This window comes from Cupriavidus sp. 05T41 (assembly GCF_056396525.1).
On record NZ_JBFTLQ010000125.1, the window covers coordinates 1 to 16,259 of the forward strand.

Here is a 16,259-nt window from a genome sequence, read left to right on the forward strand (position 1 = left end):
CGCCAGCGCTGCCAGCCCCAGGCCGGCGGCGCCCAGCAGCAGGCGCCGGCGCCGGTCGACCGGCCCGGCACGCAACGTGCCGGCGAGCGCGGAGCGGCGGTCCGGAGCGGACCGGGCCGCGCAGCCTGCGCGGCGGGACAGCAAGACAAGATGACCGGGAAACGGCATATCGGACTCCTCCATCAGGACGGAACGGGACGGAACACGACCAGGATGGCGTGCCCCGTCAGGCAGCGGGAGCAGCAGCAGCGTGGCGCAGCAACGCCTTCAAACTCTAGGTGAAAAATGCAGCGCGCGCCGCCCAAAGCTGCCAATTTGGCAACGCGTGTGGCGTGCAACTTCTCCGCGCAAAAGCCCATTGCGTCGCAGTTCAAGGCCGACGAGCAGAAGGTCGAGGCAGGCAGGAAGAAGGCCGACGAGGTGCTCTGCACGATGTGCCATCTGGGCGGCTTCACCGGGCAGAACGAGATCCCGCGCGTGGCCGGGCAGCAATATGCGTACATCGTCAAGCAGCTGGAAGCCTTCCGTTCGCGCCGCCGCACCAACGATGCCGGCAGCATGACCAGCGTGGCGAAGGGGTTGTCGGATGCCGATATCCGGAACCTGGCGAACTGCATTGCCAATATGCAGTAGCGGGGATGGGATGGGACGACTGAGGGTCGAAGGCAGGAAAAACGGGGCTTGCGCCCCGTTTTTCCTGCTCGCGTCGCCACGGCGACGCGGCGCAAAGGTCAGTTGGTAGTCTTGGCGCCAGCCTCGAACCACTGCCCCAGCAGCGCCCGCTCATCGTCGGTGATCTGCGTGACGTTGCCCAGCGGCATGGCCTTCTGCTGCACCGCCTKCTKGTAGATCAGCTGCGCGTGCGCCTTGATCTCGTCGGCGGTATCGAGCTTGATGCCCTTGGCCGCGCTCGGCATCATCTTCGGCGACGCGGCATGGCACTGGATGCAGCGCGAGTTGATGACTTCCTGCACCTTGGTGAAGCTCACCTGGGTAGCGGCGCCGCCGTCCTTGCCCGCCACGGTCTCGCGCGGCATGGGTGCGATCATCACGGCGACCACGGCCAGCACGGCCACGCCGGCGGCCGGCCAGGCCACGTTGATCTTGCCCTTGTGCTTGAGGATGAAGAACTGGCGGATCARCACGCCGGCCAGCATGATCAGCACCAGCACGGCCCAGTTGTACTTGTAGCTGTAGGTCATGCTGTAGTGGTTCGACAGCATGGCGAACAGCACCGGCAGCGTGAAGTAGGTGTTGTGCACGCTGCGCTGCTTGGCGTTCTTGCCGTGCACCGGATCCACCGGATCGCCCTTGCGCAGCGCGGCGACGACCTTGCGCTGCCCGGGGATGATCCACACCAGCACGTTGGCGCTCATGATGGTGGCGATCATCGCGCCGGTCAGCAGGAACGCCGCGCGGCCKGAGAACACGTGGCAGGCCACGTATGCGGCCACCGCCACGTAGATCGCCACCAGGATGCCGACGGTGCGGTCGCTCTTGCCGAACACGCGGCAGATGCAGTCGTACACCACCCAGCCCAGGCCCAGGTAGGACAGCGCAAAGCCGACKGCCGCGCCSGGCGACATGTCGAASACGTTCTTGTCGATCAGGWASGTGCTGGCGTTGAACAGGTACAGCACCACCAGCAGGCCGAAGCCKGTCATCCASGTGGARTASGACTCCCAGTAGAACCAGTGCAGGTTCTCSGGCAGCGTCTTGGGCGCGSTSAGGTAYTTMTGCGGGTTGTAGAAGCCGCCGCMGTGCACGGCCCACAGCTCGCCGCCCACGCCTTTCTCCTGCAGGTCGGGGTCGTCGGGACGCGTCAGGCTGTTGTCGAGCMAGACGAAATAGAACGAGGAACCGATCCACGCGATGGCGGTGATGACGTGCACCCACCGCAGCAACAGATTGGCCCAGTCGAGGATATAGCCTTCCATGTCTTGTCTCCTGTGTTGCCTGGTCCGCGCTCAGCTGCCGCGGTAAGTCGAATACGACCAGGGGGAGACCAGCAGCGGCACGTGGTAGTGCGCGGCCGTGTCCGCAATGCCGAAGCGCAGCGTCACCACGTCGAGGAACGCCGGTTCCGGCAGCTTGGTGCCCTGCGCGCGGAAATAGTCGCCGGCGCCGAATTCCAGTTCGTACACGCCTGCCGCCATGGTGTCGCCGTCCAGCAGKGGCTGGTCGCAACGGCCATCGTGGTTGGTGACGACTGTTTTCAGAGTCTCTCGCCGATTGTTGACAATTTTATGCAGGGAAATCGACATGCCGGCGCCGGGGGTCCCGGCTGCCGTGTCGAGTACATGAGTGGTCAAGCGTCCCATCCTGTTCTTCCTTAGGGCTTTGGGTTGTGAGAGGCGCCGCTGCCTTCACTAGCACCATTTGTGGGGAATGGTGCCCGCTCGGTACGTATTTCTAACGCATMCCGGCGCTGGACTGGTGCAGGGCGACAATGCTTCGCACCACTCCGKATGGCAACTCAGGAATTACCCTGAGTTGTCGAAAACCTAGCTCGGTTTTGTTGACAATATTGAACGCATAACCAAATAATTGTCAACAATTTTTGGGGCGCGCTACTGGTTTTGGCCGCTGCTTCCGGCCGATTCCCAAGGCGCGCCGCTCCCCTCCCACCAATACGCTGGTGCCAAGATGTCCAAGAGTCTCAAGCTGATTGCCGGTGTCGATGACACCGCCGCCCCGACCGAAATCAAACCCGCCCGCAAGGGGTCCGTCGAGGAGCGCATGTATCACGAGATCTATGACGCGATCATGKAGCACAGGCTGCCGCCGCGCACCAAGCTGACCGAACACTCGCTTTGCGAAATCTATGCCACCGCGCGCCATACCGTGCGCAAGGTACTGGCGCGACTGGCCGCCGACGGCATGGTCGACCTCGAACCCAACCGCGGCGCCTTTATCGCCAGCCCCTCCACCGACGAGGCGCATGACATGTTCGAGTTGCGCCAGATGCTCKAGCGGGCGGTGCTGGAAAAGCTCGCCGCGATGCGCGACGTCAAGCGCGTGATCGCGCCGCTGCGCAAGATGGTCGGGGCCGAGCGCCAGGCCTTTCTCACCAATGAGCGCCCCAAGTGGATCCGCCTGTCGGCCGAGTTCCACACCGCGCTGGCCGAGCTTTCCGGCAACGCGTTGCTGGTCACMATGATGCGCAGGCTGGTGTCGCGCACCACGCTGATGATCGCCAGCGTGGAAGCGCCGGGCAACAACGCCTGCTCGTTCGACKAGCACGAAKAGATTCTCGATGCACTGGAACAGGGCGACGCCGCTCTTGCCCAGAGCCGCATGGCGCACCATCTCGGCGCCTGCGCCGACCGCGTGCAGCCCGACGAACCGGGCAACTTCGATCTTCGCAGCGTGCTGGGCCACTCCACCTAGCACGGTGTTCCCGCTKCCTTCCAGCGGCCAAGGCCCGATTCCTGCTCATAAGAACGCGTCCTGTGACGATGCGCACGAGCCGGAACCCCGAAGAGAGCCAGCCACCGGCAGCGTTCCCATCAAATCCAAAGGAGAGKAGACACACCTATGACTAGCGCTAGCACCACGGTCCCCACGGATCTCACCAACGAGCGGTTGCCTTCGGGCCGGCTGCTMGCGCTCGGCCTGCAGCACGTACTGGTGATGTATGCCGGTACCGTTGCCGTGCCGCTGATCGTCGGCGGCGCGCTCAAGCTGCCCAAGGACCAGCTTGCCTTCCTGATCAACGCTGACCTGTTCGCCGCGGGCCTGGCCACCTTGATCCAGGCCTTCGGCTTCTGGAAGTTCGGCATCCGCATGCCGGTGATGATGGGGGTGACCTTCGCCTCGGTGGCGCCGATGATCGCCATCGGCTCCGACCCCAATGTGGGCCTGCTCGGCATCTACGGCGCGGTGATCGCGGCGGGGCTGTTCGGCATCCTGGTGGCGCCGCTGATGGGACGCATGCTCGGCCTGTTCCCGCCGGTGGTGACCGGCACGGTGATCACGCTGATCGGCGTGTCGCTGATGCGGGTGGGCATCAACTGGGCCGGCGGCGGCCAGCCCACCACGCGCGCCGTGATCGACGGCGTGGTCAAGGAAGTGCCCAACCTGGCCTATGGCGACCTCGGCGCGCTGGGCATCGCCGGGCTGGTGCTGGTGGTGATCCTGCTGCTGAGCAAGTTCGGTCGCGGGCTGGTATCCAACTGCGCGGTGCTGCTGGGCATCGTCGCCGGCACCCTGGTGGCGATGGCGCTGGGCAAGGTCTCCTTCGAGGGGGTCAACGAGGCCAGCATGATCGCGGTCATCACGCCGCTGCACTTCGGCATCCCGACCTTCGATATCGCGGCCACGCTGTCGATGTGCGTGGTGATGCTGATCACGCTGGTGGARTCCACCGGCATGTTCCTSGCGCTGKCCGACATTACCGGCAAGCGGCTCTCCAACGAGGACCTGACCCGCGGCCTGCGCGCCGACGGGCTCGGCACCGTGATCGGCGGCGTGTTCAACACCTTCCCCTACACCTCGTTCTCGCAGAACGTGGGCCTGGTCACGGTGACCGGCGTGCGCTCGCGCTATGTGGCGGCCGCCGGCGGCATCATCCTGATCGCGCTGGGCCTGTTCCCGAAGATGGCGCACATCGTGGCCTCGGTGCCGCAATTCGTGCTGGGCGGCGCCGGCATCGTGATGTTCGGCATGGTGGCGGCCACCGGCATCCGCATCCTCGGATCGTGCGATTTCAACCGCAACCGCCACAACCTGTTCATCGTCGCCATCTCGATCGGCTTTGGCATGATCCCCACGCTGTCGCCGACGCTGTTCCAGTACCTGCCCAAGTGGTCCGATCCCTTCACCCACAGCGGCATCGTGCTGGGGACMATCGTGGCGGTGGTGCTCAACGTCTTCTTCAACGGCATCCAGTCGCGTGAAGAAGCCATGCGCCATGCGGCCGCGAACTCGCACGGCACGGAATAACGCACGGAGCCAATTTCGCCGGCGGCGGCCGGCACAGTTTCCTGAAGAACCATGACCCCGATGACAAGCAACAACTATCCACGCGACCTGATCGGCTACGGCAGCCAGCCGCCTCATGCGCGCTGGCCTGGCGGCGCGCGCATTGCGCTGCAGTTMGTCCTCAACTACGAAGAGGGCGGCGAGAACAACGTGCTGCACGGCGATGCCGGCTCCGAGCAGTTTCTCTCGGAGATCATCGGCGCGGCCGCCTACCCGGACCGCCACATGAGCATGGAAKGCGTGTACGAGTACGGCTCGCGCGCCGGCGTCTGGCGCATCCTGCGCGAGTTCGAGCAGCGCGGGCTGCCGCTGACGGTGTTCGGCGTATCGATGGCGCTGCAGCGCCATCCCGAGCTGACCCGTGCCTTTGTCGAACTCGGGCACGAGATCGCCTGCCACGGCTGGCGCTGGATCCACTACCAGGGCATCGACGAGGCCACCGAGCGCGAGCATATGCGCATCGGCATGCRGATCATCAAGGAACTGACCGGCTCGCTGCCGCTGGGCTGGTACACCGGCCGCGACAGCCCCAACACGCGCCGCCTGGTGGTGGAGCACGGCGGCCTGCTCTATGACTCGGACTACTACGGCGACGACCTGCCGTTCTGGACCGAGGTGGAGGTGAGCAACGGCGAGAAAAAGCCCCACCTGGTGGTGCCCTACACGCTGGACTCCAACGACATGCGCTTCGCCACGCCGCAGGGCTTCAACACCGGCGAGCAGTTCTTCCAGTACCTCAAGGATGCGTTCGACGTGCTCTACGCCGAAGGCGACCCGCAAGGCCTGGACCGGCCGAAGATGCTGTCGGTCGGCATGCATTGCCGCCTGCTCGGCCGCCCTGGGCGCATGCGCGGGCTGCAGCGCTTTCTCGACTATGTGCAGGGCCACGACAAGGTCTGGATCTGCCGGCGCGTGGATATCGCGCGCCACTGGGCCGAGACCCACCCCCATCCGGCCAGCCACGCCGCCAGCCATTCCGCAAAGACGCACGCCTGAACCGACCCGCCAGCATGAGCCAAACCTACACCCTCGACCAACTCAACGCCCTGCCCGCCGCCACCTWCGTCCAGGTGCTCRGCGGCATCTATGAACACTCGCCATGGGTGGCCGAGGCCGCCGCGGCCCAGCGCCCGTTCGCCAATGCCGCCACGCTGGCCGACGCCATGCKGGCCATCGTGGACGGCGCCGGCGACGCCGCCCAGATCAAGCTCGTGCGTGCCCACCCGGAGCTGGCCGGCAAGGCCGCCGTGCGCGGCGAACTGACTGCCGAATCGACCCGCGAGCAAAGCGGTGCCGGCCTGGACCAGTGCTCCGCCGAGGAATTCGAGCAACTCCAGACACTCAACCGCCGCTACAACGAGAAGTTCGGCTTCCCCTTCATCCTGGCCGTGCGCGGCTACGACCGCGCCGGCATCATCGGCGAGTTCGCAAGGCGCGCGGCCAACGAGCCGGCCGCGGAGTTGCAAACATGCATCAACCAGATCCATCGCATTGCGCAGTTCCGCCTGAACGACTTAGTATCCGGCTGAGCAAAAATAGGCAGCCTGCTTATCGATGACAGGCGCCCGGGCAGCGCCCCGCAGGGGTCCGCGAGCCAGCGGATTTCCCGGCCGGCGCGCGCCCCAAGAACGAATAGAACCCGTCAGGGACCCAGTACACAAAAGCACGCAACGGATCAACCACGGAGATCTCACCAATGCAGAAACAACTCAAGCCGGCCCTCAAGCTGGCGGCAATGGCCGCGGCACTCGCCAGCGGTGCCGCCATGGCCCAGTCCAGCGTCACGCTGTACGGCCAGGCCGACATGTTCGTCGGYGGCGTCAAGAACGTAGGCGCGGCCGACCGCGCCTACGTGGCCAACTCGGGCGGMATGCAGACCTCGTACTGGGGTATCAAGGGTACCGAAGACCTCGGCAGCGGCACCAAGGCCATCTTCGACCTGAACGGCTTCTTCCGTACCGACAACGGCAAGTCCGGCCGCTTCGACGGCGACTCGATGTTCAGCCGCAACGCCTTCGTCGGCCTGCAGAACGACAAGCTGGGCACGATCAAGCTGGGCCGCAACACCACGCCCTACTTCGTCTCGACCATCCTGTTCAATCCGCTGATCGACTCCTACGTGTTCTCGCCGATGGTGTTCCACACCTACTTCGGCGCGTCCACGGCGCGCGTGAACGACCCCGGCATCATCGGCGACTCGGGCTGGAACAACTCGCTGCTGTACTCGACGCCGACCTTTGGCGGCCTGACCGCCAACGTGATCTACTCCTTCGGCGAGAAGACCGGCTCCATCGGCCAGAACAAGTGGGGCGGCAACCTGACGTACTTCAGCGGCAACCTGGCCGCCACCCTGGCCTTCCAGCAAGTGAAGTTCGACAACACGCCGGGCGACATCACCGCCTCCACCAGCCCGCTGCTGGTCGGCTTCAGCAAGCAGAACGCCGTACAGGGCGGMCTGAGCTACGACTTCCAGGTCGTGAAGGTGTTCGCGCAAGGCCAGTACATMAAGTCCGACATCAACAACAACGTCAACGGCGACATCAAGCACTACAACGGCCAGGTCGGCGTGTCGGTGCCGCTCGGCGCGGGCAACGTGCTGGCGTCCTACGCCTACGACAAGACCAAGAATTCGGTCGCGGACTTCAAGCGCAACACGCTGGCAGTCGCCTACGACTACAACCTGTCCAAGCGCACCGACGTCTACGCCGCTTATTTCTACGACAAGATCACCGACCTGTCGCACGGCGATACCTTCGGCGTGGGCTTGCGTCACAAGTTCTGACGCGCCGGCCTTGTCGACGGGAATCTGGAACCCGCCTCCATGGCGGGTTTTTTTATGCGCGCGATGCCCGCAAGGTCCACCGTCATCGCCACCTTGAACGTGCGYGGCGTGCCCTGCGGCAGATGGCCGCCMCAGCTCGAAGCCCGGCATGCCTTGTTTTGACGCAAATAATTTTGGTTTTTATTAACATTTACTAATCTGTCTAACCGGGCGCGAATATGCCTTTTGCGCCAGTTCGCGAAGTGACGTGTGCGAGGATTCGCCGCGCAGCGGCTTGCGCCCGCGCCCTTGCCAGGCAGATGGCAGGACGCCGTCGGGCCCGGAAAATTGCTGCAATGCGATAGAGGCAGCCTACCGAGCAATCAGGATCGAAAGTCGCCGTTTAATAGGCCGATTCAATTGGCGAGGCCGTCAATGCCTGCCTAGATTAAGTTTCCAGGCAACGAGACGGCAACGGACGAGGTGACTCATGCGGCGTGATGCAAAGACCCGGTCGGAGTTGATGGCCATCCTGAACCAGTTCCTAAACAACAACCCCGAGTGCGGTGAATGTGAATTGCACGCCATGCGCGTGCACCAGCCCGACCACACGGGTTGCAACTGGAGCGCTGAAGTCGATTTCCGGCGCGAATGCGATGACCAGCTATCGACGCAACTGGCAGCCGCCAAATCCATCATCGTGGTGATGCGCGAGCAGTACAACATGCTGCAGTAGGTGCGGCAGCCGCAAGGACATCCAGACATCCAGGTTTCAGCGGGCCGGCGGAACTGCATCACAAACCGGTCCAAAAAAAACGGGGCTCCCAAGGAGCCCCGTTTTTCATGCTGCGGTCCCTGACCGCGATACGCCGGTTCAGCGCGTCGCGTTCGCCTCCGCCACTGCCACCGCCGTCATATTGACGATRCGGCGCGTGGTGGCTTGCGGATTGAGGATGTGCACCGGCTTGGCCGCGCCGAGCAGGATCGGGCCAATGGTSACRCCCTGCCCGCCCGTGATCTTGAGCAGGTTGAAGGCGATATTGGCCGCATCCAGGGTCGGCATGACCAGCAGGTTGGCACTGCCGGCCAGCTTGGTGCCCGGCAGGAAGTGACGGCGCACGTCCTCGACCAGGGCGGCGTCGCCCTGCATCTCGCCTTCCACTTCCAGGTGCGGGGCCACCTGCGCCAGGATCTCCTGGGCCGCGCGCATCTTGCGCGCCGACGGACGGTTCGACGAACCGAACATCGAGTGCGACATCAGCGCCACCTTCGGATGAATGCCGAAGCGCGCGATTTCCTCGGCGGCCAGCTTGGTGATGGCAGCCAGTTCCTCGGCGGTGGGATCGTCGTTGACGAAGGTATCGGTGATGAACAGCGTGTATTTCTCCAGCATCAGCGCGTTCATTGCCGCAAATACCTTGGCGCCCGGCGCCAGGCCKATGACGTCGCGCACATGTTCCAGGTGCGCCTCGAAGCGGCCCACCGTGCCGCACAGCAGCGCGTCGGCGTCGCCCATGTGCACGAGCATGGTGCCGATCAGCGTGTTGGAGCGGCGCAGCGCCACCTTGGCCATATCGGGCGTGACGCCGTCACGGCCGCGCAGCGCATGGTATTCCTCGTGATAGGCGCGGTAGCGCGGATCGTCTTCCGGATTGATCAGCTCGAAATCCACGCCCGCCTTCAGGCGCAGGCCGGCCTTCTCGATGCGCATCTGGATCACGTGCGGGCGGCCGATCAGGATCGGGCGCGCCAGGCCTTCGTCCACCACGCCCTGCACCGCGCGCAGGACKCGCTCTTCCTCGCCCTCGGCATAGGCCACGCGCTTGGGCGCGGCCTTGGCGGCGGTAAACACCGGCTTCATGATCAGGCCGGTGTGGTAGACGTACTGGGTGAGCTGCTGGCGGTAGGCCTCCAGGTCCTTGATCGGGCGCGTGGCCACGCCGGACTCTTCGGCCGCCTTGGCCACGGCCGGCGCGATCTTCTCGATCAGGCGCTGGTCGAACGGCGTCGGGATGATGTAGTCGGGGCCGAACTTCAGCTCCTGGCCGCCGTAGGCCGCCGCCACCGCGTCGTTGAGCTCGGCCTCGGCCAGCTCGGCGATGGCCTTCACGCAGGCCAGCTTCATGGCTTCCGTGATCTTGGTGGCGCCGCAATCGAGCGCGCCGCGGAAGATGTACGGGAAGCACAACACGTTGTTGACCTGGTTCGGGTAGTCCGAACGGCCGGTGGCGATGATGCAGTCAGGCCGCGCGGCCTTGGCCACTTCCGGGCGGATTTCGGGTTCCGGGTTGGCCAGCGCCAGGATGATGGGCTTGTCGCCCATGGTCTTGACCATCTCGGCGGTCAGCACGCCGGCGGTCGAGCATCCCAGGAACACGTCGGCGCCGTTGACGATGTCGGCCAGCGTGCGGGCCGAGGTGTCTTGCGCGTAGCGGGCCTTGTTGGGCTCCATGTTGGCGTCGCGGCCGGTGTAGATCACGCCCTTCGAATCCACCACCGTGATGTTGGTGCGGGTCACGCCCAGGCTCACCATGGTATCCAGGCAGGCGATGGCCGCCGCGCCGGCGCCCGAGACCGCCAGCTTGACCTTGGCGATATCCTTGCCCACCACCTTCAGGCCGTTGAGCAACGCCGCGGCGGAGATGATGGCGGTACCGTGCTGGTCGTCGTGGAAGACGGGAATGTTCATGCGTTCGCGCAGCTTCTGCTCGATGTAGAAGCACTCGGGCGCCTTGATGTCCTCGAGGTTCACGCCGCCGATMGTCGGCTCCAGCGCGGCCACGATTTCCACGATCTTGTCCGGGTCGCGCGCGTMGAGTTCTATATCGAACACGTCGATGCCGGCGAACTTCTTGAACAGGCAGCCCTTGCCTTCCATCACCGGCTTGCCGGCCAGCGGACCGATATCGCCCATGCCGAGCACGGCGGTACCGTTGGTGACCACCGCCACCAGGTTGCCGCGCGAGGTGTACTCGGCGGCCATGGCCGGATCCTTGGCGATCTCCTCGCAGGCATAGGCCACGCCCGGCGAGTAGGCCAGCGACAGGTCGCGCTGGTTCGACAGCGCCTTGGTCGCATTTACCTGGATCTTGCCCTTGGTCGGGCTGCGGTGATATTCCAGCGCTGCCAGGCGCAGTTGCGCTTCAGGGCTGTTGGGGGCATGTTGCGGTGCATCACCGCCGGTCTTGCTGCTCATTGTGCTCGTCCGGGTAGTAGTGGCCCCACCAGGGTCTGCCGCGGCCGCTCCGGTCGTATCSGGCGCGCTTGCCGGAATCTTCCAGCGCAACTTTCAAGACAGGCTCCGGCGGCTCGGGCCGAAAATTCGAGCCGTCATTCTAGCTCAGCCAGGCCCGGCGCGAAGACCCTGCCACGCGAGGGCGCAAGGTATTCGGGGTTTTCGCCGGGCAATTCAGTTTTTACCCCAGCAGGGGCAATGCGTTACTTATCGTTCGGGTCCAGCGGCAAGGTCACGCGCTTTGGCCTGCCGTTCTCCGCGGGGAACTGCACGAAGGCGCTGCGGATCAGGTAAGGCATCGCCGCCTGCAGCGAGGTTTCCTCGCCGCGATGATGCGCCGTGACCTGGTAGACCTTCGTGCCGCTGGCGGCCTCCTTGAACATCACCCGCAGCGTGGACAGGGTCACCGGCACATCGCGGATGGTGGTGGTCGGTGGCCAGTAACCCGGGCCGCCCCAGCCCCACGGCCCCCACGGCCGGTAGTAGGGCCCCCAGTACGGGCCATAAGGGCCGGGATACCAGGGATCGGAGTAGGTCGTCTCCTGCACGCGCATCAGGCGCGAATTGGTGTCGTAGTCCATCCTGACCAGGTAGCGCGCCTGCGCGCGTGCCACCTGCTCGAAGCCGACCCCGGACAGCGCCTGCGCCAGCCATTGCTCATAGGTCTGGTCCTCGAGCTGGGCCTCCTGGCCCGGCGCGCGGTCGAAGGCATAGGTGCGCGGCGGATCGTTCTGCCAGTTGCCCTGCCGGAATGCCGTCACCTCCGTGGTGACGGTGCTGGCGCAGCCCGACAGCAGGGCCGCGCCGAGCAGCGCCGCACCCGCCATCACCCTGCTGCGCAGCAAACCCGCGMCGGMCAGCCGCGCCCACAGGGCGCCTATCCATTGCCTTGTCATGATGCCCCTCGCAAGATCATTGTTCCTCGCCTGTTTTATCCGCCTGTGACAGCGCGACTTCCGCCGCCGAGCGGCTCCGGCGCATCGGCCCGAGCCGCCGCGCCCGTGCTTGGCTACAATGGGTTCTTCAGTGCCACGCCGGCKCGCGGCCGCGGCAGCCTTCGTCCCATCCGGCCATAGCCACCTGCCGCCCTTGCCGCCCCTTTGCCCGCGTGGCGACCATGACGCCCCATTGGCCTTCAGAGGACAGGACTCTTTCATGCTGCGCACCGACACGCCCGTTACCGTCCACCGCAAAGACTATACTCCGCCGGCCTTCGCTTTTGAGCACGTCGACCTCGTGCTCGAACTCGACCCCGCGCGCACGGTGGTGACCAACACGCTTCGCTTCATGCGCCACGCACCCGGTCCGCTGGTGCTGGCCGGCGAAGAACTCGAACTGGTCGGCGTGAGCCTCGACGGCCGCCCGCTGGACAACGCCCGCCAGGAAGCCGCCAGCCTGACACTGCCCGAGTTGCCCGACCACGGCACGCTGGAGATCGTCACCGCCTGCCAGCCGGCCGCCAACACGTCGCTGTCGGGCCTCTACGTCTCGAACGGCAATTTCTTCACGCAGTGCGAGGCCGAGGGCTTCCGCAAGATCACGTATTTCCTGGATCGCCCCGACGTGATGTCCACGTTCCGCGTCACKCTGCGCGCGGAACGCGCGGCCTATCCGGTACTGCTGTCCAACGGCAACCTGGTMAGCGAGCGCGAGCTGCCCGGCGGCCGGCACGAGGCCGTATGGGAAGACCCGTTCAAGAAGCCGTCCTACCTGTTCGCGCTGGTGGCGGGCAAGCTCGAGCGCATCGAGGAACGCATCGCCTCCGCCTCCGGCAAGGAAAAGCTGCTGCAGGTCTGGGTGGAGCCGCAGGACCTGCCCAAGACGCGTCATGCGATGGACTCCCTGATCCATTCGATCCGCTGGGACGAGCGGCGCTTCGGCCTGGAGCTCGATCTCGACCGCTTCATGATCGTCGCCGTGGGCGACTTCAACATGGGCGCGATGGAGAACAAGGGCCTCAACATCTTCAACACCAAGTACGTGCTGGCCAATGCGCAAACCGCCACCGACGCCGATTTCGGCAATATCGAGTCGGTGGTCGGCCACGAATACTTCCACAACTGGACGGGCAACCGCGTGACCTGCCGCGACTGGTTCCAGCTCTCGCTCAAGGAAGGCCTGAYGGTATTCCGCGACCAGGAATTCTCGGCCGACATGATGKGCTCGGAATCGGGCCGCGCGGTCAAGCGCATCGAGGACGTGCGCGTGCTGCGCCAGGTGCAGTTCCCCGAGGACGCCGGCCCCATGGCGCATCCGGTGCGGCCCGACAGCTACGAAGAGATCAACAACTTCTACACCGTCACGGTGTACGAGAAAGGTGCCGAAGTGGTACGCATGTACCAGACCCTGCTGGGCCGCGAAGGATTCCGCAAGGGCATGGACCTGTACTTCCAGCGCCATGACGGCCAGGCCGTGACCTGCGACGATTTCCGCGCCGCGATGGCCGATGCCAACGGGCGCGACCTCACCCAGTTCGGCCGCTGGTACAGCCAGGCCGGCACGCCGGTGGTGGGCGTGCGCACCGCGTGGAACGGCGACGAGGGCAGCCTGACGCTGACGCTGTCGCAGCACTGCCCAAAGGTCGGCATCGAGACCCACCCCGGCACGCCGGACAAGCTGCCCTTCCATATCCCGTTCGCGCTGGGCCTGCTCGATGCCGAAGGGCGCGATCTGCCGCTGCAACTCGAAGGCGAAAGCCAGCCCGGCGCCACCACGCGCGTGCTCGACTTCACCGAGGCCGAGCAGAGCTTGCGCTTCATCAACCTGCCGCGCGGCGATGCGCCGCCGCTGCCGTCGCTGCTGCGCGACTTCTCCGCGCCGGTCATCGTCGACGCCGACTACAGCGAGGCGCAGCTCACCTTCCTGCTCGCGCACGACAGCGACCCGTTCAACCGCTGGGAAGCCGGTCAGCGCCTCACCACCCGTGCGCTGCTGCAGCTGGTGTCGCAATCGCAGGCCGGGCGCGAGCTCAAGCTCGACCCGGCGCTGGTGGCCGCGCTGCGCACCGTGCTCAACAACCAGCAGCTCAGCCCCGCCTTCCGCGAGCAGGCACTCACCCTGCCGGCGGAAGCCTACCTGGCCGAGCGCATGGGCGTGGCCGACCCGGCCGCCATCCACCGCGCGCGCCAGTTCATGCGCGAAGCGCTGGCCCGGGAACTCAAGGCCGACTGGCTGGCCGCCTATCATGCCAACGCCACGCCGGGCGACTACAGCCCCGATGCGGTCTCCGCCGGCAAGCGCGCGCTGCGCAACCTGGCGCTGGGCTACCTGGCCGACAGCGGCGACGCCGACATGCAGGCGCTGGCCGAAGCGCAATACAAGGCGGCCGACAACATGACCGACCGTGTCGCCGCGCTGATCGCGCTGGTCAACACCTTCGCTCCCGGACGCGAGGCAGCGCTGGCCGACTTCTACCAGCGCTTCGAGCAGGACGCGCTGGTGATCGACAAATGGTTCTCGCTGCAGGCCGCGCAACGCGGCACGGTGGGGCCGAGCCTCCMGGGCCACGCCGGCAAGCACACCATCGACACCGTGCGCGCGCTGATGGAACACCCTGCCTTCAACCTGCGCAATCCCAACCGCGCGCGCTCGCTGATCTTCAGCTTCTGCGCCGCCAACCCGGCCCAGTTCCATGCCGAGGACGGCTCCGGCTATGTGTTCTGGGCCGAGCAGGTGCTGGCGCTCGACGCCATCAACCCGCAGGTGGCCTCGCGCCTGGCACGCGTCATGGACCGCTGGCAGAAATACGCCCTGCCGCTGCGCGACCGCATGCGTGCCGCGCTGGAACAGGTGGCTGGCGCCAAGGACCTGTCGCGCGACGTGCGCGAGATCGTAAGCAAGGCGCTGGCGCCCTGACAGGCACCGCGACGGGCGCCGGATCCGGCGCACCGACGGGCCGCCGGCGCGCCGCGGCCCGTCGCCGCTGCGGCCTGGCAGCCATGCGGCCATGTAGAATTGCGGCCATTCAAGGAGAAACCCCATGAGTCGCATCAGCCTCACCCGCTATCTGGTCGAGGAGCAGCGCAAACACAATACGATCCAGCCGGAGCTGCGGCTGCTGATCGAAGTGGTGGCGCGCGCCTGCAAGGCCATTTCCAACTCCGTCAGCAAGGGCGCCCTCGCCGGCATCCTCGGCTCGGCCGGCACCGGCAACGTGCAGGGCGAGACCCAGCAGAAGCTGGACGTGATCGCCAACGAAGTCCTGCTCGACGCCAACGAATGGGGCGGCCACCTCGCCGCCATGGCCTCGGAGGAAATGGACAGCTTCTACGAGATCCCCAACCGCTATCCCAAGGGCGAATACCTGCTGCTGTTCGATCCGCTCGACGGCTCGTCGAACATCGACGTCAACGTCTCGATCGGCACCATCTTCTCGGTGCTGCACATGCCCAAGCCCGGCCAGACCGTGACCGAGGCCGACTTCATGCAGCCCGGCACCCACCAGGTCGCCGCCGGCTACGCCGTGTACGGCCCGCAGACCACCCTGGTGCTGACCGTCGGCAATGGCGTGCACATGTTCACGCTGGACCGCGAAGCCGGCAGCTTCGTGCTCACCCAGTCCGACGTGCAGATCCCGGAAGACACCAAGGAATTCGCGATCAACATGTCCAACATGCGCCACTGGGCCCCGCCTGTGCGCCGCTATATCGACGAATGCCTGGCCGGCGACGAAGGTCCGCGCGGCAAGAACTTCAACATGCGCTGGATCGCCTMCATGGTGGCCGACGTGCACCGCATCCTCACGCGCGGCGGCGTCTTCATGTACCCCTGGGACAAGCGCGAGCCGGAGAAACCCGGCAAGCTGCGCCTGATGTACGAAGCCAACCCCATGGCCATGCTGGTCGAGCAGGCCGGCGGCGCCGCCACCAACGGCCACGAACGCATCCTGGACGTGCAGCCCGAAAAGCTGCACCAGCGCGTTTCCGTGATCCTCGGCTCGAAGAACGAAGTGGAGCGCGTCACGCGCTACCACCACGAGGAAAAGGCCGCGGGCTGACGCCGGCTGCCGGCGAGAAGGCCACGGCACTTGCATGTGCTGGTGTGGGAAGGGACGCCCCGGGCGTCCCTTTTCCATGGCCAGGCTGGCCGCAGCCACGTCCGCCCCGGAAATTTTTGCCTGGGGGGCTTCACAGGCAAAATAAACGTTGCTATTATTGCGGGCTTCATCCAGTAGTTGTTTCGCGGATGGTGAGGCCGAAGTAGCTCAGTCGGTAGAGCAGCTCATTCGTAATGAGAAGGTCGGGGGTTCGATTCCTCTCTTCGGCACCAAGAATATCAAGG

12 protein-coding genes, 1 tRNA gene and 1 pseudogene are annotated in these 16,259 nt (G+C 65.5%); 10 read left to right on the forward strand and 4 right to left on the reverse strand.

The window, feature by feature from the left end:
• Window positions 1-291: 291 nt before the first annotated feature.
• Window positions 292-633, forward strand: a pseudogene (locus AC1DKV_RS37725) (c-type cytochrome); the annotation flags it as partial.
• Window positions 634-731: 98 nt separating this feature from the next.
• On the opposite strand, the gene AC1DKV_RS37730 reads toward AC1DKV_RS37725, so the two are convergent.
• Both AC1DKV_RS37730 and uraH read right to left on the reverse strand, forming a co-directional pair.
• Window positions 732-1,937, reverse strand: coding sequence for a urate hydroxylase PuuD (locus AC1DKV_RS37730; RefSeq protein ID WP_477139442.1), 1,206 nt, complete (start codon window positions 1,935-1,937; stop codon window positions 732-734).
• Between the two features lie 30 nt (window positions 1,938-1,967).
• Window positions 1,968-2,321 (reverse strand): hydroxyisourate hydrolase, encoded by a 354-nt coding sequence (gene uraH / locus AC1DKV_RS37735; RefSeq protein WP_441612368.1) that lies wholly within the window; start codon window positions 2,319-2,321, stop codon window positions 1,968-1,970.
• A 325-nt stretch (window positions 2,322-2,646) separates the two neighbouring features.
• Between uraH and AC1DKV_RS37740 the strand changes: the two genes are divergently transcribed.
• The 6 genes from AC1DKV_RS37740 (at window position 2,647) to AC1DKV_RS37765 (ending at window position 8,480) form a co-directional block, all read left to right on the forward strand.
• Complete coding sequence (locus tag AC1DKV_RS37740; protein ID WP_477139443.1) at window positions 2,647-3,390, forward strand: GntR family transcriptional regulator; 744 nt, start codon at window positions 2,647-2,649, stop codon at window positions 3,388-3,390.
• Window positions 3,391-3,537: 147 nt separating this feature from the next.
• Complete coding sequence (locus AC1DKV_RS37745; RefSeq protein ID WP_477139444.1) at window positions 3,538-4,944, forward strand: nucleobase:cation symporter-2 family protein; 1,407 nt, start codon at window positions 3,538-3,540, stop codon at window positions 4,942-4,944.
• Window positions 4,945-5,004: 60 nt separating this feature from the next.
• A complete protein-coding gene (gene puuE, locus AC1DKV_RS37750) occupies window positions 5,005-5,979 on the forward strand; it encodes an allantoinase PuuE (RefSeq protein WP_477139449.1) in 975 nt (324 codons plus the stop codon).
• Between the two features lie 14 nt (window positions 5,980-5,993).
• On the forward strand, window positions 5,994-6,512 hold the full coding sequence (uraD, locus tag AC1DKV_RS37755; protein WP_477139445.1) for a 2-oxo-4-hydroxy-4-carboxy-5-ureidoimidazoline decarboxylase: 519 nt from the start codon (window positions 5,994-5,996) through the stop codon (window positions 6,510-6,512).
• A gap of 167 nt (window positions 6,513-6,679) precedes the next feature.
• A complete protein-coding gene (locus AC1DKV_RS37760; RefSeq protein ID WP_441612372.1) occupies window positions 6,680-7,765 on the forward strand; it encodes a porin in 1,086 nt (361 codons plus the stop codon).
• 469 nt (window positions 7,766-8,234) lie between these two features.
• Window positions 8,235-8,480, forward strand: a complete 246-nt coding sequence (locus tag AC1DKV_RS37765; protein ID WP_441612373.1) for a hypothetical protein — start codon at window positions 8,235-8,237, stop codon at window positions 8,478-8,480.
• A gap of 138 nt (window positions 8,481-8,618) precedes the next feature.
• Here AC1DKV_RS37765 and AC1DKV_RS37770 read toward each other — a convergent pair whose 3' ends face one another.
• Window positions 8,619-10,940 carry an NADP-dependent malic enzyme gene (locus tag AC1DKV_RS37770; protein ID WP_477139446.1) on the reverse strand — a complete coding sequence of 774 codons (2,322 nt, stop codon included), beginning with the start codon at window positions 10,938-10,940 and terminating at the stop codon, window positions 8,619-8,621.
• A gap of 242 nt (window positions 10,941-11,182) precedes the next feature.
• Entirely contained in the window at window positions 11,183-11,806 is a 624-nt protein-coding gene (locus AC1DKV_RS37775; RefSeq protein WP_441612724.1) for a DUF4136 domain-containing protein, read from the reverse strand.
• Between the two features lie 328 nt (window positions 11,807-12,134).
• On the opposite strand from AC1DKV_RS37775, the gene pepN reads away from it, so the two are divergent.
• The 3 genes from pepN (at window position 12,135) to AC1DKV_RS37790 (ending at window position 16,247) form a co-directional block, all read left to right on the forward strand.
• Window positions 12,135-14,834 carry an aminopeptidase N gene (gene pepN / locus AC1DKV_RS37780; protein WP_477139447.1) on the forward strand — a complete coding sequence of 900 codons (2,700 nt, stop codon included), beginning with the start codon at window positions 12,135-12,137 and terminating at the stop codon, window positions 14,832-14,834.
• A gap of 124 nt (window positions 14,835-14,958) precedes the next feature.
• Window positions 14,959-15,975: a class 1 fructose-bisphosphatase gene (locus AC1DKV_RS37785; RefSeq protein WP_477139448.1), complete on the forward strand. Its 1,017-nt coding sequence runs from the start codon at window positions 14,959-14,961 to the stop codon at window positions 15,973-15,975.
• A gap of 196 nt (window positions 15,976-16,171) precedes the next feature.
• Window positions 16,172-16,247 (forward strand) — tRNA-Thr (locus AC1DKV_RS37790).
• Window positions 16,248-16,259 lie beyond the last annotated feature (12 nt).